Genomic DNA, 20,132 nt, shown 5'->3' with positions numbered 1-20,132 from the left:
GGGCGGCTGCAGGGAACTGCGCTGTGCAGCCGCCCCCAGCCGGGGCACGGGGAGCGTGCGGCTCCCGGGCGGCGGAGCCGTGTCGATAAGCCGCGGCCGCGGCGGGCGGCGCGGATCGCCACAGACCGAGTTCGGCACCGGGCCGGTCCATCGCACAGGGCCTACGAAAATCGGAGGCCCCGATGCCCGGTAGCCGGACCGGACGTCCGCCCGTGCAGGGGGCCGTCAGGCGGCCCGCAGCGTCCGGGCCGGTCCGCGAGAACCCGCTGCGCCGCTTCTACCTCAATGCCAAGCGCGCCTGGGACCGGCCGCTGACCGCCTACTACCTGATCATGGGCGGAAGCCTGCTGATCACCGTGCTCGGTCTGGTGATGGTCTACTCGGCCTCCCAGATCACGGCGCTGCAGATGTCCCTGCCGGGCTCGTACTTCTTCCGCAAGCAACTCCTCGCCGCCGTCATCGGCGGTGTCCTGCTGCTGATCGCGTCGCTGATGCCGGTGAAGCTGCACCGGGCGCTGGCCTACCCGATCCTCGCGGGTGCGGTGTTCCTGATGGCACTGGTGCAGGTGCCGGGGATAGGGATGTCGGTCAACGGCAACCAGAACTGGATCTCGCTCGGCGGCTCCTTCCAGATCCAGCCCAGCGAGTTCGGCAAGCTGGCGCTGGTGCTGTGGGGCGCGGACCTGCTGGCCCGCAAGCAGGACAAGAAGCTCCTCAACCAGTGGAAGCACATGCTGGTGCCACTCGTTCCGGTCGCCTTCATGCTGCTCGGGCTGATCATGCTCGGCGGCGACATGGGCACGGCGATCATCCTGACGGCCATCCTCTTCGGCCTGCTGTGGCTGGCCGGGGCGCCCACCCGGCTGTTCGTCGGTGTGCTGTCGGTCGCGGCCGCGATCGGTGTGATCCTCATCAAGACGAGCCCCAACCGCATGGCCCGGCTCGCCTGCATCGGCGCCACCGAGCCGAAGTCCGGGGTCGCCGACTGCTGGCAGGCCGTGCACGGCATCTACGCCCTCGCATCAGGCGGAATCTTCGGATCCGGGCTCGGTGCGAGTGTGGAAAAATGGGGGCAACTCCCGGAAGCCCACACGGACTTCATCTTCGCCGTCACCGGTGAGGAACTGGGCCTGGCGGGGACGCTGTCGGTGCTCGCCCTCTTCGCGGCTCTAGGCTATGCGGGTATCCGCGTGGCCGGACGTACGGAGGACCCCTTCGTCAGGTATGCCGCGGGAGGCGTGACCACCTGGATCACGGCGCAGGCCGTGATCAACATCGGTGCGGTGCTCGGCCTGCTGCCGATCGCCGGAGTCCCCCTCCCGCTGTTCTCCTACGGAGGATCCGCCCTGCTGCCGACCATGTTCGCCATCGGGCTGATGATCGCGTTCGCGCGTGACGAGCCCGCTGCGCGGGCGGCGCTTTCCATGCGGCAACCCCGCTTTGGTAGAAAGCGGGCGGGAGGCGCCGTGCGGGATCGGTGGCCTCGGAGATGGAACACGATGCGACGGCGTGCCTCGGCGGCGCGCTCGTCCGGAGAGCGGTGAATTTCGGTGCATGTCGTACTCGCCGGTGGGGGGACCGCCGGCCACATCGAGCCCGCGCTCGCCCTCGCGGACGCCCTGCGCAGGCAGGACCCGACCGTGGGGATCACGGCCCTGGGCACGGAGCGGGGCCTTGAGACCACGCTCGTCCCACAGCGGGGCTACGAGCTCGCGCTGATCCCGGCGGTACCGCTGCCACGCAAGCCGACCCCCGAGCTGATCACCGTCCCGGGCCGGCTGCGCGGCACGATCAAGGCGACCGAGCAGATCCTGGAGCGCACCAAGGCGGACGCCGTCGTCGGCTTCGGCGGCTATGTCGCGCTGCCCGGCTACCTCGCCGCCAAGCGCCTCGGCGTGCCGATCGTCATCCACGAGGCCAACGCCCGCCCCGGCCTCGCCAACAAGATCGGCTCGCGCTACGCCGCCAGGGTCGCCGTCTCCACCCCGGACAGCAAGCTGCGCGACGCCCGCTACATCGGCATCCCGCTGCGCCGCACCATCGCCACCCTCGACCGGGCCGCCGCCCGCCCCGAGGCCCGCGCGGCCTTCGGCCTCGACCCCAACCTGCCGACGCTGCTGGTCTCCGGCGGCTCGCAGGGCGCCCGCCGCCTCAACGAGGTCGTCCAGCAGGTCGCGCCCTGGCTGCAGCAGGCCGGTATCCAGATCCTGCACGCGGTCGGCCCGAAGAACGAACTGCCGCAGGTACAGCAGATGCCGGGAATGCCCCCCTATATCCCGGTAAGTTACCTGGACCGGATGGACCTCGCGTACGCCGCGGCCGACATGATGCTCTGCCGTGCGGGCGCGATGACCGTCGCCGAACTCTCCGCCGTCGGACTCCCGGCCGCCTATGTCCCGCTGCCCATCGGCAACGGCGAACAGCGGCTGAACGCCCAGCCGGTGGTCAAGGCCGGCGGCGGGCTGCTGGTCGACGACGCGGAACTGACGCCCGACTGGGTACGAGGCAATGTCCTGCCCGTGCTCGCCGACCCGCACCGGCTGTACGAGATGTCCCGCGCCGCCGCCGAGTTCGGCCGCCGGGACGCCGACGACCTGCTCGTCGGCATGGTGTACGAGGCGATCGCCGCCAACCGTGCACACCACTAGGACCGTGTGAACGAAGGGCAGGAAGCGTGGCCGGACCGACCACCGCCGAGCGCGGTGAACGCCAGCAGGAGTCGTCCGGCCCGCCTCCGGCGCGGAGGTTGAGGCTGCGCCGCCTTCGTACGATCATCATCCTTGCCGTGCTGCTCGTCCTGCTCGGGGTGGGCACGGTCTGGCTGTTGTACGGCTCGCAGTGGGTGCGCGTGGAGCGCGTATCGATCTCCGGAACCAGGGTGTTGACGCCCGCGCAGGTACGCGAGGCCGCCCGGGTTCCGGTCGGGTCGCCGATGATTTCCGTCGACACCGATGCGATTGAGGCGCGACTGCGCCGGAAACTGCCCCGAATTGACACGGTTGACGTGGTCCGTTCCTGGCCCCACGGAATCGGACTGAAAGTGAGCGAGCGTACTCCGGTTCTCATTGTGCAAAAGGGTGGAAAGTTCGTCGAAGTGGACCGCAAGGGTGTCCGTTTCGCCACGGTTTCCGAAGCCCCGAAAGGCATTCCCGCACTGGAATTGAGCACCTCCTCCTCGGAGTCCTCCGCCGCGAGCCTGCGGCGCTTCGGGGAGGACCGGTTGGTGGCGGAGGCGGCGCTCATCGCCCGTGCCATTCCGGCCGCCGTCGCGCGCGCCACCGAGGCCGTCAAGGTCCGTTCGTACGACGACATCTCACTGGAGTTGAGCGACGGCCGGAACGTCCTGTGGGGGAGCAGCGAGAAGGGGGCCGCGAAGGCCCGTACGCTCACCGCACTCATGAAAGCGGCGCCGGACGCGCGGCACTTCGACGTCTCGGTCCCCACCGCCCCTGCGTCATCGGGGAGTTGACGCACATCCGCGCAGGCCAGCACCCTGGCTGGGCAGCGCTATGGCTGATCACATAGGGTGAAAAGAAAAACGGGAGGTTCGGCGTGTTCGTTGAACGTGCGCCACTTGTCGACTTAGTGTCCTGTTCGGAAGACTCCAGCGAACAGTCACACTGGTAACCCTAAACTTCAACGTTAGGGTTCGGGTCGGCGTAACGGACCGTCCCATTCGGCATCAGTCGCCGGATCGCATCCACTGCGAAGCGGCGACACGTAACTCGAGGCGAGAGGCCTTCGACGTGGCAGCACCGCAGAACTACCTCGCAGTCATCAAAGTCATCGGTGTCGGCGGCGGTGGTGTCAATGCCATCAACCGGATGATCGAGGTCGGTCTCAAGGGCGTCGAGTTCATCGCCATCAACACCGACGCGCAGGCGCTGTTGATGAGCGACGCCGACGTCAAGCTCGACGTCGGCCGCGAACTCACCCGCGGACTCGGCGCCGGAGCCAACCCGGCCGTCGGCCGCAAGGCCGCCGAGGATCACCGCGAGGAGATCGAGGAGGTCCTCAAGGGGGCCGACATGGTCTTCGTGACGGCCGGTGAAGGCGGCGGCACCGGCACCGGCGGCGCACCCGTCGTGGCCAACATCGCCCGTTCCCTGGGCGCCCTCACCATCGGTGTGGTCACGCGCCCGTTCACCTTCGAGGGACGGCGCCGCGCCAACCAGGCCGAGGACGGCATCGCCGAGCTCCGCGAAGAGGTCGACACCCTCATCGTCATCCCGAACGACCGGTTGCTGTCCATCTCGGACCGCCAGGTCTCGGTGCTCGACGCCTTCAAGTCGGCCGACCAGGTCCTGCTCTCCGGTGTACAGGGCATCACCGACCTGATCACCACCCCCGGTCTGATCAACCTCGACTTCGCCGACGTCAAGTCCGTGATGTCCGAGGCCGGTTCGGCGCTCATGGGCATCGGCTCGGCCCGCGGCGACGACCGCGCGGTGGCCGCGGCCGAGATGGCGATCTCCTCGCCGCTGCTGGAAGCCTCCATCGACGGCGCCCGGGGCGTGCTGCTCTCCATCTCCGGCGGCTCCGACCTCGGTCTGTTCGAGATCAACGAGGCCGCCCAGCTGGTCAGCGAGGCCGCCCACCCCGAGGCCAACATCATCTTCGGCGCGGTCATCGACGACGCCCTCGGTGACGAGGTCCGGGTCACGGTGATCGCGGCCGGCTTCGACGGGGGCCAGCCTCCCGCCCGCCGGGAGACCGTCATGGGCTCGTCCTCGTCCTCGGCACGCCGCGACGAGCCCACTCCGGTACGGCAGCCCGAGAGCCGCCCGTCCTTCGGCTCGCTCGGCAGCGTCACGCCGAAGGAGGACCCGGAGCCCGCGCCGGAGCCGGCAAGCGACCTCCCGGCCGCCCCGCCGGTCCCGCCGTCGCGGACCTACGCGGACAGCGCGGCCGAGGAACTGGACGTGCCGGACTTCCTGAAGTGATAGGACAGCGCTCCGGAACGAGCACAGTGAACGGCGCGCACTTCGCCTTCACCGACCGGTGGGGCGGGGTGAGCGCCGTTCCGTACGAGGAGCTCAACCTCGGCGGAGCCGTCGGCGACGACCCGGGTGCCGTACGGACCAACCGCGAACTGGCGGCCAAGTCCCTCGGCCTGGAACCGGCCCGGGTGGTCTGGATGAACCAGGTGCACGGCGCGGAGGTGGCGGTGGTCGACACTCCGTGGGGTGATCGTCCGGTGCCCGAGGTCGACGCCGTCGTCACGATGCGGCGTGGTCTCGCCCTCGCCGTCCTCACCGCCGACTGCACGCCCGTTCTGCTCGCCGACCCGGTCGCCGGCATCGTCGCCGCGGCGCACGCGGGGCGGCCCGGGATGGTCGCCGGGGTCGTCCCGGCCGCCGTACGGGCCATGACGGAACTCGGCGCCGAGCCGGGCCGGATCGTCGCCCGCACCGGACCCGCCGTCTGCGGCCGCTGCTACGAGGTGCCGGACGCGATGCGCGCCGAGGTGGCCGCCGTCGAACCGGCGGCGTACTCCGAGACGAGTTGGGGCACGCCGGCGGTGGATGTGACCGCCGGAGTGCACGCGCAGCTCGAGCGGCTCGGGGTGCACGACCGGGAGCAGTCGCCGGTGTGCACGATCGAGTCGGGCGACCACTTCTCGTACCGCCGCGATCGAACCACGGGGCGACTCGCGGGATATGTCTGGCTGGACTGAGGGGCATGAGGGACCGTAAGGACGAACTCGCCGAAAACCTGGCGAAGGTGGAGCGTCGCATCGCCGCCGCCTGCACCGCCGCCGGGCGGAAGCGCGAGGAGGTGACCCTGATCGTGGTCACCAAGACGTATCCGGCGAGCGATGTGCGAATTCTGTCGGAGCTCGGCGTGCGGCACGTGGCCGAGAACCGTGACCAGGATGCGGCACCCAAGGCCGCGGCCTGTTCGGATCTGCCCTTGACTTGGCATTTTGTGGGTCAATTGCAGACCAACAAGGTGCGATCCGTAGTCGGTTATGCCGGATTGGTGCAGTCCGTCGACCGCGCCCGGCTTGTCACCGCGCTCTCGAAGGAGGCGGTGCGCCAGGAGCGCGAACTCGGCTGTCTGGTCCAGGTCGCGCTCGACGCGGAGGAGCCTGCGGCGGAAAGGGGCGGACGCGGGGAGCGCGGGGGCGTAGGGCCCGGCGGAATCGAAGAGTTGGGCGAGCTGATCGCCGGAGCGCCGGGTCTGCGGCTGGACGGTCTGATGACCGTCGCGCCGCTCACCGGCCCCTACGCAGGGCGCGAACTCGCGGCGTTCGAGCGGTTGATGGATTTGTCGACGGACCTGCGCCGAGCTCATCCGGCTGCGAACATGGTCTCGGCAGGAATGAGTGCGGACCTCGAACAGGCCGTGGCCGCCGGAGCGACACATGTACGCGTCGGCACTGCGGTACTCGGAGTCCGCCCCAGGCTCGGGTAACGTCGCCAAGAAGTCGGACCACAGCAGAAAATATGGTCAGTGCCACCGAAGGCGGGCGCAACGACCTCGTGGATCGCGGGCATTTGGCAGTCGTCAGCCGATCCACCACAGAGCGGAGGACTCAGAGCATGGCCGGCGCGATGCGCAAGATGGCGGTCTACCTCGGCCTCGTGGAGGACGATGGGTACGACGGCCGGGGATTCGACCCCGATGACGACTTCGAGCCCGAACTGGACCCGGAACCCGAACGGGACCACCGGAGGCACGAGCCGTCCCACCAGTCCCACGTAGCACATCAGTCCCAAAGGGATGAAGAGGTGCGAATCGTACAACCGCCCGCCGCGCGCGAGCCGGTCGCACGTTCCGCTTCGCTTCCCGCGGAATCGGGCCGTCCGGCGCGTATCGCGCCCGTGGCGTCCATCACACAAGAACGCGCAAGTCTGGAGAAGAACGCACCGGTGATCATGCCCAAGGTCGTGTCGGAACGAGAGCCTTACCGGATCACCACTCTTCACCCGCGGACCTACAACGAGGCCCGTACCATCGGGGAACACTTCCGTGAGGGCACCCCGGTGATCATGAATCTGACTGAGATGGATGACACAGATGCGAAGCGACTTGTCGACTTTGCGGCCGGTTTGGTGTTTGGTCTTCACGGCAGCATCGAGCGGGTGACCCAGAAGGTGTTCCTGTTGTCTCCTGCTAACGTCGATGTCACGGCGGAGGACAAGGCCCGCATCGCAGAAGGCGGGTTCTTCAACCAGAGCTGAGACGCACGACCGGAAACAGCAGTACAAAGTAGTACCCAGCAGCACGGAAACAGGGGAGAGGGAAGCACCAGCAATGAGCGTGGTCCTGGATGTCATCTACATCGCGCTGATGTGCTTCCTCATCGTGCTCATCTTCCGGTTGGTCATGGACTACGTCTTCCAGTTCGCCCGCTCATGGCAACCCGGCAAGGCGATGGTGGTCGTTCTGGAGGCCACCTACACTGTCACCGATCCACCGCTCAAGCTTCTGCGGCGGTTCATTCCGCCGCTGCGTCTCGGGGGCGTGGCGCTCGACCTGTCCTTCTTCGTACTGATGATCATCGTCTACATCCTGATCTCGATCGTGAGCCGGCTGTGATGAGCGATGTGACCTACCGTCTTGCCGATGCCGACGACTACGTTGAGGTGAAGAGATGCCGTTGACCCCCGAGGACGTGCGGAACAAGCAGTTCACGACCGTCCGCCTCCGAGAAGGCTATGACGAGGACGAGGTCGATGCCTTCCTCGATGAGGTCGAAGCCGAACTGACCCGCCTGCTCCGCGAGAACGAGGACCTGCGGGCCAAACTGGCCGCGGCCACGCGTGCTGCTGCTCAGAACCAGCAGAACATGCGCAAGCCCCCGGAGGGTCCCGGCGGTCCCGGTCCGCAGGATCAGCAGCAGGGCATGCCTCCGCAGGGGATGCGCGGTCCGGGTGCTCCCGTACCCGCCGGCATATCGGGCCCGCCGCAGCAGCAGATGGGTGGCCCCATGGGTGGTCCGCCCCAGCTGCCGAGCGGTGCCCCGCAGCTGCCCGCCGGTCCCGGCGGTCAGGGTGGTCCCCAGGGTCCCGGCCCGATGGGTCAGGGTCCGATGGGCCAGGGCCCCATGGGTCAGGGTCCGATGGGCGGCCAGCCTCCCATGCAGCAGCAGATGGGTGGTCCGATGGGCGGCCCCATGGGCGGTCCGATGGGCGGCCCCGGTCAGGGCCCTGGTGGCGACAGCGCCGCCCGTGTCCTCTCGCTGGCCCAGCAGACCGCCGACCAGGCGATCGCCGAGGCCCGCTCCGAAGCCAACAAGATCGTCGGCGAGGCCCGCAGCCGCGCCGAGGGCCTCGAGCGTGACGCCCGTGCCAAGGCCGACGCCCTGGAGCGGGACGCGCAGGAGAAGCACCGCGTCGCGATGGGCTCCCTGGAGTCCGCCCGCGCCACGCTGGAGCGCAAGGTCGAGGACCTGCGCGGCTTCGAGCGCGAGTACCGCACGCGCCTGAAGTCGTACCTCGAGTCCCAGCTGCGTCAGCTGGAGACCCAGTCCGACGACTCGCTGGCTCCGCCGCGCACCCCGGCGACCGCGTCGCTTCCGCCGTCCCCGGCGCCCTCCATGGCACCGGCCGGCGCGAGCGCCCCGTCGTACGGCGGCAACCCGACCATGGGTGGCGCCCCGGCTCCCGCTGCTCCGTCCTACGGCGGCCAGCAGCAGATGTCCCCGGCGATGACCCAGCCGATGGCACCGGTGCGGCCGCAGGGCCCGTCGCCGATGGGTCAGGCTCCCTCGCCGATGCGTGGGTTCCTGATCGACGAGGACGACAACTGACGGCCGCCACGGCCATTAGTACGCCGTAGGCGTCGGCAGCGTTCAACAGGGCGGGGCCCCGGATCTCGATCCGGGGCCCCGCCCTTTTATGCGCGTTGATCAATGTTCGAGCTCCGCTGCCGGACATGCCGCAGGGCCCGGCTTCCCCGTGTGGGGAAGCCGGGCCCTGGTGCGTCCGCCTACGCCTTGTGCAGGCGGAACGTGAGGGACAGGCCCTCGTCGGTGAACGGCTCGCCGTAGGAGTCGTCCGCCTCACCCTGCTCGAAGTCGGTCGACAGCACCTCGTCGGCGATCAGAGCACTGTGCTCGGTGAGGGCCGCGACGACCGCCGGGTCCGTGGACGTCCAGCGCAGGGCGATACGGTCGGCCACGTCGAGGCCGCTGTTCTTGCGGGCCTCCTGGATCAGACGGATCGCGTCACGGGCCAGGCCCGCCTGACGCAGCTCCTCGGTGATCTCCAGGTCGAGGGCGACCGTGGCACCCGAGTCGGAGGCCACCGACCACCCCTCGCGCGGGGTCTCCGTGATGATCACCTCGTCCGGGGCGAGGGTGATCGTCTCACCGTCGACCTGGACCGACGCCGTGCCCTCGCGCAGGGCCAGGGACAGCGCGGCCGCGTCCGCGTTCGCGACGGCCTTGGCCACCTCCTGGACGCGCTTGCCGAAGCGCTTGCCGAGGGCGCGGAAATTGGCCTTCGCGGTCGTGTCGACCAGGCTGCCGCCGACCTCGCTGAGCGAGGCCAGGGATGTGACGTTCAACTCCTCCGTGATCTGCGTGTGCAGCTCCCGGTCGAGGGCGTCGAAGCCCGCTGCGGCGATGAGGGCACGGGACAGCGGCTGGCGGGTCTTGACGCCCGACTCCGCGCGCGTGGCCCGGCCCAGCTCGACGAGCCGGCGCACCAGCACCATCTGCCTCGACAGCTCCGGGTCGATCACGGACAGGTCCGTCTCCGGCCAGGAGGCCAGGTGCACCGACTCCGGGGCGCCCGGGGTGACCGGCACGACCAGGTCCTGCCAGACCCGCTCGGTGATGAACGGGGTCAGCGGGGCCATCAGCTTGGTGACCGTCTCGACGACCTCGTGCAGGGTGCGCAGCGCCGCCTTGTCGCCCTGCCAGAAGCGGCGGCGCGAGCGGCGGACGTACCAGTTGGAGAGGTCGTCGACGAACGCCGACAGGAGCTTGCCGGCGCGCTGGGTGTCGTACGCCTCCAGGGCCTGGGTCACCTGGTCGGTGAGTGCGTGGAGTTCGGACAGCAGCCAGCGGTCCAGGACCGGGCGGTCGGCCGGCGCCGGATCCGCCTCACTGGGCGCCCAGTTGGAGGTGCGGGCGTACAGGGCCTGGAAGGCGACCGTGTTCCAGTAGGTGAGGAGCGTCTTGCGGACGACCTCCTGGATGGTGCCGTGACCCACGCGGCGTGCCGCCCACGGGGAGCCGCCGGCCGCCATGAACCAGCGCACCGCGTCCGCGCCGTGCTGGTCCATCAGCGGGATGGGCTGCAGGATGTTGCCCAGGTGCTTGGACATCTTGCGGCCGTCCTCGGCGAGGATGTGGCCGAGGCAGACCACGTTCTCGTACGACGACTTGTCGAAGACCAGGGTGCCGACCGCCATCAGCGTGTAGAACCAGCCTCGCGTCTGGTCGATGGCCTCGCTGATGAACTGCGCCGGGTAGCGGGACTCGAACAGCTCCTTGTTCTTGTACGGGTAGCCCCACTGCGCGAACGGCATCGAACCCGAGTCGTACCAGGCGTCGATGACCTCCGGCACGCGCGTGGCCGTCTTGGCGCACTGGGGGCAGGCGAAGGTGACGTCGTCGATGTACGGGCGGTGCGGGTCCAGTTCGGACTGGTCGGTGCCCGTCAGCTCGGTGAGCTCCGCGCGGGAGCCGACCACGGTGAGGTGGTCGTCCTCGCAGCGCCAGATCGGCAGCGGGGTGCCCCAGTAGCGGTTGCGGGACAGCGCCCAGTCGATGTTGTTGTTCAGCCAGTCGCCGTACCGGCCGTGCTTGACCGTGTCGGGGAACCAGTTGGTGTTCTCGTTCTCCTGCAGCAGGCGGTCCTTGACGGCCGTGGTGCGGATGTACCAGGACGGCTGCGCGTAGTAGAGGAGCGCGGTGTGGCAGCGCCAGCAGTGCGGGTAGCTGTGCTCGTACGGGATGTGCTTGAAGAGGAGGCCGCGCTGCTGGAGGTCCTCGGTGAGCTGTTCGTCCGCCTTCTTGAAGAAGACGCCGCCGACCAGGGGGACGTCCTCCTCGAAGGTGCCGTCCGGGCGGACCGGGTTGACCACGGGCAGGTCGTAGGCGCGGCAGACCTTGAGGTCGTCCTCACCGAAGGCGGGGGACTGGTGGACCAGGCCCGTACCGTCCTCGGTCGTGACGTACTCGGCGTTCACCACGTAGTGGGCGGGCGCCGGGAACTCCACGAGCTCGAACGGTCGTTGATAGGTCCAGCGCTCCATCTCGGCGCCGGTGAAGGTCTGGCCGGTGGTCTCCCAGCCCTCGCCGAGCGCCTTGCCGACGAGCGGTTCGGCGACGACGAGCTTCTCCTCGCCGTTGCTCGCGACGACGTAGGTGACCTCGGGGTGGGCGGCGACGGCCGTGTTGGACACCAGCGTCCAGGGGGTGGTCGTCCACACCAGGAGCGCGGCCTCGCCGGCGAGCGGACCGGAGGTGAGGGGGAAACGGACGTACACGGACGGGTCGACGACCGTCTCGTAGCCCTGCGCCAGCTCGTGGTCCGACAAACCGGTGCCGCAGCGGGGGCACCAGGGGGCGACGCGGTGGTCCTGGACCAGCAGGCCCTTGTTGAAGATCTCCTTCAGCGACCACCAGACCGACTCGATGTACTCCGGGTCCATCGTGCGGTAGGGGTCGTTGAGGTCGGTCCAGTAACCCATGCGGGTCGTCAGGGCCTCGAAGGCGTCGGTGTGGCGGGTCACGGACTCGCGGCACCTGGCGTTGAACTCGGCGATGCCGTACGCCTCGATGTCCTTCTTGCCGGAGAAGCCGAGCTCCTTCTCGACCGCCAGCTCCACCGGGAGGCCGTGGCAGTCCCAGCCGGCCTTGCGGGCCACGTGGTAGCCGCGCATGGTGCGGAAGCGGGGGAAGACGTCCTTGAAGACGCGCGCCTCGATGTGGTGGGCGCCCGGCATGCCGTTGGCGGTGGGCGGGCCCTCGTAGAAGACCCATTCGGGGCGGCCCTCGGACTGCTCCAGGGTCTTGGCGAAGATCTTCTGCTCGCGCCAGAAGTCGAGCACGGCGTGCTCGAGCGCGGGCAGGTCGACCTGGGCGGGCACCTGGCGGTACGTCGGCGATGTCATCAGCGAGCTTCCTCCGGCGGACTTGCTGCCTTCCGTCCGGAGGGACGAGAGTCACGGCTTTCCGTCTGCCGTCCACGCCGACCTCGGCGTGCTCCCGCGGTACCACCCTCCTTGGCTCCCGGGTGCGGGTTGCGCACCTGTGAGCCCCCTCATTGGGGTCGCGATGCCGGTTCTACCGGCCGCATCCTCTCGGCTGCGGCTTTCTTCCGGCGGCTCCGGGGTGATCTTCACGTCGCGCTCGCCCCCGGGCTTCCACCGTCCCCGGGTCGCTCTGGGCTGCGTACGCCGCTACTCGTCCCCATCCACGCTTTTCGCTCCGCCCAGTGTACGGCGCCGCGCGGACAGCGGCCGACCCGTTTTCGCGACCCCGGGGACGGGGGGCGCCGTACGGACGGAGCAGACCCGAATGGAGCGGTACGCGTGTTCGGATTCTGGGACGGGCGGTCCGGCGGATTACCCCGCGGGGAGCTGGGCACAACGCATGCAGGCTTGCGGAGCGACGTGCGTGAGCCGGGCGAATCGGGCGGTGTGCCCCGTTGCCGCGGGACTGAAGTCGATTTATCGTCCCAGCACGATTCGCGTGCAAGATCACAATATGTGAAGGGGCCGCGGCCATGGTGGCGAAGAAGACCGCCGTACAGCAGTCGGCGTCCGACGGGTCCCCCCAGGCCTCCGGCGGTGCGGCCAAGGATGTGAGCGGCAAGAAGAGCGCGCGGGGAGGGGCCACGGCGCGTGCCGGGAGGACGGCCAGGGCGGCCACCGGGACTGCGGCGGCCGCGGCGGAGAAGGCCGCGAAGCCGGTGAAGACGGTGCGGGGGGTTGCGGCCAAGCCGCCCCCTGGGAAGAAGCCCGACAAGGCGGTGACCGCCTCCGGAACGTCTCGTTCGAAGCAGCCCGTCGAGGAGGAAGCCCCCGAGAGACCTGCGGGCACCGCCAGGTCGGCCGCCGGAAAGAAGACGGCGGGCGGCAAGGGCGCGACAGCTGGAAAGGGCGCTGTCGAAAGGCGCGCGACGGAGACGAGCGCGGCGGGGAAGGCCACGGCGGAGAAGGGTACGGCGGGTAAGGGCGCGGCGGAGAAGAACACGGCGGGGAAAAGCACGGCGGGGAAAAGCACGGCGAAGAAGGCGGCGACGGAGAGGGCTGCGGCGAAGAAGGCCGTTGCGAAAAGGACCGCGGCGAAGAAAGCGGCGGCCAAGAAGGCCGGGGTTTCCGAGGGTACTGCCGAGAAGGGCGGTCCTGAGGGGGCGGGGGTCCCTGAGGCGGATGCGAAGAGGGCGGCTGGTGGAAAGGCGGCGCTCAGGAAGGCCGGCGTTCCTGAGGGGGCCGAGGAAGGTGTTTCCGAGGGGGCGGGAGCCGGTGGGGGAGTTGCGCGGAAGGCGGTTGGTGGCGGGGCGGGGAGCGAGAAGGCGCGCGTTCCTGAGGGTGTTGCCGAGGAGCGCGGTGCGGCGCCTGCGGGGAAGACGGTCGGGGGTAGGGCCGTAGCCGAGGAAAGCGCTGCTCGGGAAGGTGTGGAACGGGGTACTGGGCAGTCGGCAGTGAAGAAGGCGGGGGGCAAGGGCACGGCGGTGAAGGAGTCGGCTGTGAAAAGAGCGGCAGGCAGGAAAGACGCAGCCGGGAGAGCCGTCGGCCAGGACGCGACCGCCGAACCCGGCAGGGACGAGCAGGAAGGCGCCGGCAAGAAGACCGCGGCGAAGAAGAGCGCCAGCAGGAAGGCCGCGACCGGTACGAACGCGGCGGCCAAGAGCACGGCCACGAAACGTGGGAGCGCGGTCGGGGGTGCCGGAGCCCAGCAGGCGGGTAGGGACACCGCTGGCGCGAAGCGCGAGGGCAGGAAGAGCACGGCCAAGAAGGCGGGCGCGGCGAAGGCCGCGGAGCAGACGGGAGCCACGACGGTGGTTGCGAAGAAGACTCCTGGCACGGCCGCGGCGGCCAAGACCGCCGTACCCAAGGCACGGCTCGCCGCGGCGGAGCCGGGCGAGCTTGCGGTGCGCCCCGGTGAGGACCCCTGGACCCCGGAGGAGGTCGAGGAGGCGCGCGCCGAGTTGCTGTCCGAGGTGGAGCGGCTGCGTGAGGAGATCAGCTCGTCCGAGAGCGCCGTCGCCGGTCTGATGAGGGACTCGGGGGACGGCGCGGGCGACGACCAGGCGGACACCGGCACCAAGAACATCACGCGCGAGCACGAGCTGGCCCTCGCGGCCAATGCGCGCGAGATGCTCACGCAGACCGAGCGCGCCCTGGTGCGGCTGGACGCCGGCACCTACGGCCTGTGCGAGAACTGCGGCAATCCCATCGGCAAGGCCCGGATGCAGGCGTTCCCGCGGGCCACCCTGTGCGTGGAGTGCAAGCAGAAGCAGGAACGCCGGTACTGAGGCGGTACACGCGCGTGTCGTACCCTCGTCCTCAGTCAGGTACCTAGGTTGAAGGACTCACGTGGCAGAGGCGGAGCGCATCATCGGTACGCCGGACACCCCAGAGGCGGCGGGGACCGAGCCGGAGCAGGGCGAGACCGCACGCCCCAGGGGCAAGCGCCGTATCGCCGTGCTGTTCGCGGTCGCCGCCTTCGCGTACGCCCTCGACCTGGTCAGCAAGATGATCGTGGTCGCCAAGCTGGAGCACCACGCGCCGATCCGGATCATCGGCGACTGGCTGCAGTTCGAGGCGATCCGCAACGCGGGCGCGGCCTTCGGCTTCGGCGAGGCCTTCACCGTGATCTTCACGGTGATCGCGGCGGCCGTGATCGTGGTGATCGCCCGGCTCGCCCGCAAGCTGTACAGCCTGCCCTGGGCGATCGCGCTCGGCCTGCTGCTCGGCGGTGCGCTCGGCAACCTCACCGACCGGATCTTCCGCTCACCGGGCGTCTTCAAGGGCCGCGTCGTCGACTTCATCTCACCCAAGGACTTCGCCGTCTTCAACCTGGCGGACTCGGCGATCGTGTGCGGCGGCATCCTGATCGTGCTGCTGTCGTTCAAGGGTCTCGACCCGGACGGGACCGTCCACAAGGACTGAGTCCAGGTTTTCCACAGGCTCGTTCGGGGCGGTCGGTGCTGTCCGGCATACTCGACGGGTGAGCACGATTCCCGAGATCCGTACCCTGCCCGTGCCCGACGGCCTGGAGGGCGAGCGCGTCGACGCCGCCATCTCTCGCATGTTCGGCTTCTCCCGGACCAAGGCGGCCGAGCTCGCCGCCGCGGGGAAGGTCACGGTCGACGGGTCGGTGGTCGGCAAGTCCGAGCGGGTGAGCGGGGGCGCCTGGCTCGAGGTCGAGATGCCGCAGGCGCCCGCGCCCGTGCAGATCGTCGCGGAGCCGGTCGAGGGCATGGAGATCGTCCATGACGACGACGACGTGGTCGTGATCGTCAAGCCCGTCGGGGTCGCCGCCCACCCCAGCCCCGGCTGGACCGGGCCGACCGTCATCGGCGGCCTCGCCGCGGCCGGCTACCGCATCTCCACCTCCGGCGCCGCCGAGCGCCAGGGCATCGTGCACCGCCTCGACGTCGGTACCTCGGGCCTGATGGCGGTCGCCAAGTCGGAGCGCGCGTACACCTCGCTCAAGCGCCAGTTCAAGGAGCGCACGGTCGACAAGCGCTACCACACGCTCGTCCAGGGCCACCCGGACCCGACCAGCGGCACCATCGACGCACCCATCGGCCGTCACCCCAACCACGACTACAAGTGGGCGGTCACGGCCGACGGAAAGCCCTCGGTCACCCACTACGACCTCATCGAGGCATTCCGCGCGGCCTCGCTGCTCGACGTCAAGCTGGAGACGGGCCGCACCCACCAGATCCGCGTCCACATGGCCGCCCACCGCCACCCCTGCGTCGGCGACCTCACTTACGGCGCCGACCCGACGCTCGCCAAGCGGCTGCACCTGCCCCGCCAGTGGCTGCACGCCGTGCGGCTCGGCTTCGAGCACCCCGCGGACGGCCAGTGGGTGGAGTTCGCCAGCGACTACCCGGCCGATCTGCAGAAGGCCCTCGACCAGGTCCGCGAGGAGACGTACGGATGAGCACGCACGCGTACGTGGTGCGTGTCGCCGAGGACCCCGCCGACCGGGAGGCGTGCTTCGCGGTGCGCAAGGAGGTCTTCGTCCGCGAGCAGGGGGTCCCGGAGGACCTCGAGTACGACGCGTACGACGCCGTGGCCGTGCACGTGCTCGCCATGCGGGAGGACGGGATGCCGCTCGGCACCGGGCGTCTGCTGTACGGGGAGACGGCCGCGGCCAAGGTCGGCGGTGACCTCACGGTGGGGTCGCTCGGGCGGCTCGCCGTCGCCAAGGAGGCCCGCGGGCTCGGCGTAGGCATCGCCCTCGTGCGGGCCATCGAGGACGCGGCACGCGCGCGTGGGCTCGCGGCGGTGGACCTGCACGCGCAGACCCATGCCCTCGGGTTCTACGAGCGGCTCGGGTACGAGGCGTACGGCCCGGAGTACCCGGAGGCGGGCATCCCGCACCGGGCAATGCGGCGCGCGCTGTAGCAAAGCCCGAAAACGCTCGCGGGGACGGCGGCGTGGCAGGCTGGAAAGCCGCTGCCCGTACGTCGACCTTCCCGGAGTGCTGACCGTGGATCAGTTGGCCCTGCTGTTCGTGCTGTTGCTCGGGGCCCTGGTGAGCGTCCCGTTCGGGGACCGGCTCGGGCTGCCGGCGCCGGTGCTGATGACCCTCCTCGGGATCGTGCTCGCGGTGGCCGACTTCGTGCCGAACGTCGACGTCCCGCCGGATCTGATCCTGCCCCTGCTGCTCCCGCCGCTGCTGTACGCGGCGGCGCGGCGCACGTCCTGGCGGCAGTTCGCGGCGAACCGGCGGCCGATCTTCCTGCTCGCGGTGGCGCTGGTGTTCGTCACCACCGTGTCCGTGGCCGCCGTGGCGCACACGATCGTGCCGGGGCTGCCCGTCGCCGCCGCCGTGGCGCTCGGCGCGCTCGTCGCACCGCCCGACCCGGTCGCCGCGACCGCGGTCGCCGGACAGCTCGGCCTGCCGCGCCGGCTCGTGTCCATCCTGGAGGGCGAGGGCCTGTTCAACGACGTCACGGCGATCGTGCTGTACCACGTGGCGATCGCCGCCGCCGTCAGCGGCAGCTTCACACCGGGGCGGGCCGCGCTCGACCTGGTGCTCTCCGCCGTGGTGGCCGTGGCGGTGGGGCTCGCGCTCGGCTGGGGCGCCAACAAGCTGATGGATCTGCTGGGCGACGCGACCCTGCAGATCGGGATGACGCTGCTGGTGCCGTACGCCTCGTACGTCCTCGCGGAGGAGCTGCACGGCTCCGGTGTGCTCGCGGTGCTCACGACCGCGCTGTTCCTCGCCGAGTACGCCACCGACGCCGACGACGTGCTGACCCGGCTGACCGGGCATGCGTTCTGGGACATCGTCGACACGCTCGTCACGGGCGTCGCCTTCGGGCTGATCGGTCTCGAACTGCACAACGCGATCCGGACGGCGTCCGGGCGGTGGGGCGAGATGCTCGGCTGGGCGGGCGTGATCGTGGCCGTCGTGGTCGTCGTACGACTGGTGTACCTGCTGCCGGCGACCTGGCTCACCAAGCGGCTGCACGCCAAACGGGACCACGACGAGGACATCCCGATGAGTGTGCGGGAGACCGTCGTCATGTGGTGGTCGGGGATGCGGGGGGTGGCCTCGGTGGCGTTGGCACTGGCGATTCCGCTGAAGACCGACGACGGTTCGGCCTTCCCCGACCGGGACGAGATCGTCTTCATCGCCTTCGGGGTGATCATGGGGACGCTGGTGCTGCAGGGGCTGACCCTGCCGTGGCTGGTCAAGCGGCTGGGGGTGCAGGCCGACACGGAGCGGGAGAAGGAGTTCGAGAAGTCCCTCGCCGTCCGGGCGGCCAAGGCGGCCAAGCGGCGGCTGAGGGAGATCGAGCAGGTCGAGGAGCTGTCGGAGGAGCTGTCCGAGCAGATGCTGCGGCGGGCCTTCGACATCGGGGTGCGGATCAGCCCGGACATGGCGGACGAGGAGCGGCGGGAGGCGCATGAGCACCGGATGCGCCGGCTGAAGCGGGTGCGGCGGATCCACGGCGAGATGCTCAGCGCGGCACGGCACGAGGTGCTGGCGGCGCGCAGCGAGCCAGGGGCGGATCCGGAGATCGTCGACCGGGTGCTGCGGCACCTTGATGTGCGGAGTCTGCGGTGACGTCAGGGAAGTCGTTCGCGTTCGGCGACTGACCGTGCGTAGGGTCGAATCATGGCTCGTAATGTCGTAATCAGTGGTGGCGGTACGGGGATTGGACTTGCCGCGGCGCAGGTCTTCGCGGCGGACGGGGATCGCGTCCTGCTGCTCGGGCGGCGGGCGGAGGTGCTGGAGAAGGCCGCGGTGCCGGGCGCTTCGACCTACGCGGCGGACCTGAGCGATCCGGCTGCCGTGCGCGGGGTCGCCGACTTCGTGGAGCGGGAGTTCGGGGCCGTGGACGTACTGATCCACAGCGCCGGGGGCACCGGGCAGCTGGAACCCGCCGCCGAGAGCGACGACCCGCTCGACCGGGTCGCGCACAACTGGACCCTCAACTTCCGGATCAACACCCTCACCGCGGCCCTGCTCACGGAGGCCCTGAAGGACCGGCTGGCCACGCCGGGCGGACGGGTGCTGTTCGTCAGCTCCATCGCCGCCTACCGGGGATCCGGCAGCGGGGCGTACGGCGGCGCCAAGGCCGCCTTGCACCCGTACGCCCATGACCTGGCCCGGGAGCTGGGGCCGCGCGGGATCACCGCAAACGTGGTCGCGCCCGGATACATCGAGGACACCGAGTTCTTCGGCCCGCAGATCGACCCGGCGCGGCGGGCACGGCTCGTCGAGGACACCCTGGACAAGCGCGCCGGCACCCCCGGCGACGTGGCCGCGACCCTGCACTGGCTCGCCTCCCCGGGCGCCGGGCACGTCACCTCGCAGGTCATCCAGGTCAACGGGGGTGCGGAGCGCGGCCACTGAGGCTGTTCAGCCGCGGCCGGTCCTCTGCGCGGGTGTGCGGCGGGCCGCGCCGTCCGGGGAGCCGTCGAAGGAGCGCCGGCTCGACGGCAGGGGCGCGTCCGCGGTGTTGACGCGGGGCAGCGCGTATGGGTGCTGCTCGCACAGCCAGCGGACCATCTGCTCGCGGACGGTGACCCGGACCGTCCATATGTCGTCCGCGTCCTTGGCCGTCACCAGGGCCCGCACCTGCATGGTGTTCGGGGTGGTGTCCGTGACCGCAAGGCCGTAGTCGCGGCCGTCCCAGGCCGAGCACTCGCGCAGGATGTCGCGGAGCTTCTCGCGCATCAGCTCCACCGGTGCCGAGTGGTCGAGGTGCCAGTAGACGATGCCGGTCATCTGGCTGCTGCCGCGGGACCAGTTCTCGAAGGGCTTCGAGGTGAAGTACGAGACCGGCATGGTGATCCGGCGCTCGTCCCAGGTCCGCACGGTCAGGAACGTCAGCGTGATCTCCTCGACCGTGCCCCACTCGCCGTCCACCACGACCGTGTCGCCGAGCCGCACCATGTCGCCGAAGGCGATCTGCAGGCCCGCGAACAGGTTGCTGAGCGTCGACTGGGCGGCGACACCGGCGACGATGCCGAGGATGCCGGCCGAGGCCAGCAGCGAGGCGCCCGCGGCACGCATCGCCGGGAACGTCAGCAGCATCGCGGCCGCGGCCACCACGCCGACGATCGCCGCGACCACCCGCATGATCAGCGACACCTGGGTGCGTACGCGGCGCACCCGGGCCGGATCGCGGTGGAGGCGGGCGTAACGGGAGTAGGAGGTCTCCACGACGGCCGCCGCGATACGGATCACCAGCCAGGCCGTCGACCCGATCAGCACCAGCGTCAGCGTCCGGCCGACGCCGACCTGGTGCTCCTGCAGCAGCCGCGCCTCGTCGTAGGAGCCTCTGAGCAGGGCAGAGCACAGCACCAGCTGGTAGGGGATGCGGCCGCGGCGCAGCAGCCCCCACAGCGGGGTGTCGCCGTGCCGCTCGTCGGCCTTGCGCAGCAGTAGATCGGTGGCCCAGCCGATGAGCAGCGTGAGCACGACCGAGCCACCGATCACGATCAGTGGGCGGAGTACGTTCTCCATG

The 20,132-nt window shown here is 70.0% G+C and carries 17 protein-coding genes; 15 read left to right on the top strand and 2 right to left on the bottom strand.

The window, feature by feature from the left end; all coding sequences use genetic code 11:
• Positions 1 to 182 precede the first annotated feature (182 nt).
• The 9 genes from ftsW to ACWC1K_RS36690 all read left to right on the top strand — a co-directional run bounded on the left by ftsW (position 183) and on the right by ACWC1K_RS36690 (position 8,758).
• A complete protein-coding gene (gene ftsW / locus ACWC1K_RS36730) occupies positions 183 to 1,544 on the top strand; it encodes a putative lipid II flippase FtsW (protein WP_450837239.1) in 1,362 nt (453 codons plus the stop codon).
• Positions 1,545 to 1,550: 6 nt separating this feature from the next.
• Positions 1,551 to 2,648: an undecaprenyldiphospho-muramoylpentapeptide beta-N-acetylglucosaminyltransferase gene (murG, locus tag ACWC1K_RS36725; RefSeq protein ID WP_351469803.1), complete on the top strand. Its 1,098-nt coding sequence runs from the start codon at positions 1,551 to 1,553 to the stop codon at positions 2,646 to 2,648.
• Positions 2,649 to 2,674: 26 nt separating this feature from the next.
• On the top strand, positions 2,675 to 3,469 hold the full coding sequence (locus ACWC1K_RS36720; protein ID WP_450837238.1) for a cell division protein FtsQ/DivIB: 795 nt from the start codon (positions 2,675 to 2,677) through the stop codon (positions 3,467 to 3,469).
• 277 nt (positions 3,470 to 3,746) lie between these two features.
• Entirely contained in the window at positions 3,747 to 4,943 is a 1,197-nt protein-coding gene (ftsZ, locus tag ACWC1K_RS36715; protein WP_099928168.1) for a cell division protein FtsZ, read from the top strand.
• Positions 4,940 to 5,677, top strand: coding sequence for a peptidoglycan editing factor PgeF (pgeF, locus tag ACWC1K_RS36710; protein WP_450837237.1), 738 nt, complete (start codon positions 4,940 to 4,942; stop codon positions 5,675 to 5,677). Before ftsZ ends, pgeF begins: the two co-directional genes overlap by 4 nt.
• 5 nt (positions 5,678 to 5,682) lie before the next feature.
• Entirely contained in the window at positions 5,683 to 6,417 is a 735-nt protein-coding gene (locus tag ACWC1K_RS36705; protein ID WP_450837236.1) for a YggS family pyridoxal phosphate-dependent enzyme, read from the top strand.
• 128 nt (positions 6,418 to 6,545) lie between these two features.
• Complete coding sequence (locus tag ACWC1K_RS36700) at positions 6,546 to 7,187, top strand: cell division protein SepF (RefSeq protein ID WP_115908675.1); 642 nt, start codon at positions 6,546 to 6,548, stop codon at positions 7,185 to 7,187.
• Between the two features lie 73 nt (positions 7,188 to 7,260).
• Positions 7,261 to 7,545, top strand: a complete 285-nt coding sequence (locus tag ACWC1K_RS36695; RefSeq protein WP_016435858.1) for a YggT family protein — start codon at positions 7,261 to 7,263, stop codon at positions 7,543 to 7,545.
• A 55-nt stretch (positions 7,546 to 7,600) separates the two neighbouring features.
• On the top strand, positions 7,601 to 8,758 hold the full coding sequence (locus ACWC1K_RS36690; protein WP_351469786.1) for a DivIVA domain-containing protein: 1,158 nt from the start codon (positions 7,601 to 7,603) through the stop codon (positions 8,756 to 8,758).
• 179 nt (positions 8,759 to 8,937) lie between these two features.
• On the opposite strand, the gene ileS is transcribed toward ACWC1K_RS36690, so the two are convergent.
• Positions 8,938 to 12,075, bottom strand: coding sequence for an isoleucine--tRNA ligase (ileS, locus tag ACWC1K_RS36685; RefSeq protein WP_450837235.1), 3,138 nt, complete (start codon positions 12,073 to 12,075; stop codon positions 8,938 to 8,940).
• Positions 12,076 to 12,767: 692 nt separating this feature from the next.
• Between ileS and ACWC1K_RS36680 the strand changes: the two genes are divergently transcribed.
• The 6 genes from ACWC1K_RS36680 to ACWC1K_RS36655 all read left to right on the top strand — a co-directional run bounded on the left by ACWC1K_RS36680 (position 12,768) and on the right by ACWC1K_RS36655 (position 19,015).
• The gene (locus ACWC1K_RS36680; protein WP_450837234.1) at positions 12,768 to 14,444 is read left to right on the top strand and encodes a TraR/DksA C4-type zinc finger protein; all 1,677 of its coding nucleotides are present in this window, start codon (positions 12,768 to 12,770) and stop codon (positions 14,442 to 14,444) included.
• A 61-nt stretch (positions 14,445 to 14,505) separates the two neighbouring features.
• Complete coding sequence (gene lspA / locus ACWC1K_RS36675; RefSeq protein ID WP_450837233.1) at positions 14,506 to 15,081, top strand: signal peptidase II; 576 nt, start codon at positions 14,506 to 14,508, stop codon at positions 15,079 to 15,081.
• A gap of 58 nt (positions 15,082 to 15,139) precedes the next feature.
• Positions 15,140 to 16,084: an RluA family pseudouridine synthase gene (locus ACWC1K_RS36670; protein WP_450837232.1), complete on the top strand. Its 945-nt coding sequence runs from the start codon at positions 15,140 to 15,142 to the stop codon at positions 16,082 to 16,084.
• The gene (locus tag ACWC1K_RS36665; protein ID WP_450837231.1) at positions 16,081 to 16,551 is read left to right on the top strand and encodes a GNAT family N-acetyltransferase; all 471 of its coding nucleotides are present in this window, start codon (positions 16,081 to 16,083) and stop codon (positions 16,549 to 16,551) included. Before ACWC1K_RS36670 ends, ACWC1K_RS36665 begins: the two co-directional genes overlap by 4 nt.
• Before the next feature lie 85 nt (positions 16,552 to 16,636).
• Positions 16,637 to 18,223 (top strand): Na+/H+ antiporter, encoded by a 1,587-nt coding sequence (locus ACWC1K_RS36660; protein WP_450837293.1) that lies wholly within the window; start codon positions 16,637 to 16,639, stop codon positions 18,221 to 18,223.
• 51 nt (positions 18,224 to 18,274) lie between these two features.
• Complete coding sequence (locus ACWC1K_RS36655) at positions 18,275 to 19,015, top strand: SDR family NAD(P)-dependent oxidoreductase (RefSeq protein WP_450837230.1); 741 nt, start codon at positions 18,275 to 18,277, stop codon at positions 19,013 to 19,015.
• 6 nt (positions 19,016 to 19,021) lie between these two features.
• Here ACWC1K_RS36655 and ACWC1K_RS36650 read toward each other — a convergent pair whose 3' ends face one another.
• Positions 19,022 to 20,131, bottom strand: coding sequence for a mechanosensitive ion channel family protein (locus tag ACWC1K_RS36650; RefSeq protein WP_450837229.1), 1,110 nt, complete (start codon positions 20,129 to 20,131; stop codon positions 19,022 to 19,024).
• Position 20,132 lies beyond the last annotated feature (1 nt).

It is taken from the genome of Streptomyces sp. NPDC001492 (assembly GCF_053597275.1).
This window is presented reverse-complemented; position numbering and strand designations above follow the sequence as displayed.

What these genes read in the sequence shown, in the direction of transcription:
- ftsW (WP_450837239.1), top strand. Translation starts at nt 183, where the DNA reads ATGCCCGGTAGCCGGACCGGACGTCCGCCCGTGCAGGGGGCCGTCAGG.
- ACWC1K_RS36705 (WP_450837236.1), top strand. Translation starts at nt 5,683, where the DNA reads ATGAGGGACCGTAAGGACGAACTCGCCGAAAACCTGGCGAAGGTGGAG.
- ACWC1K_RS36700 (WP_115908675.1), top strand. Translation starts at nt 6,546, where the DNA reads ATGGCCGGCGCGATGCGCAAGATGGCGGTCTACCTCGGCCTCGTGGAG.
- ACWC1K_RS36695 (WP_016435858.1), top strand. Translation starts at nt 7,261, where the DNA reads ATGAGCGTGGTCCTGGATGTCATCTACATCGCGCTGATGTGCTTCCTC.
- ACWC1K_RS36690 (WP_351469786.1), top strand. Translation starts at nt 7,601, where the DNA reads ATGCCGTTGACCCCCGAGGACGTGCGGAACAAGCAGTTCACGACCGTC.
- ileS (WP_450837235.1), bottom strand. Translation starts at nt 12,075, where the DNA reads ATGACATCGCCGACGTACCGCCAGGTGCCCGCCCAGGTCGACCTGCCC.
- ACWC1K_RS36665 (WP_450837231.1), top strand. Translation starts at nt 16,081, where the DNA reads ATGAGCACGCACGCGTACGTGGTGCGTGTCGCCGAGGACCCCGCCGAC.
- ACWC1K_RS36655 (WP_450837230.1), top strand. Translation starts at nt 18,275, where the DNA reads ATGGCTCGTAATGTCGTAATCAGTGGTGGCGGTACGGGGATTGGACTT.
- ACWC1K_RS36650 (WP_450837229.1), bottom strand. Translation starts at nt 20,131, where the DNA reads ATGGAGAACGTACTCCGCCCACTGATCGTGATCGGTGGCTCGGTCGTG.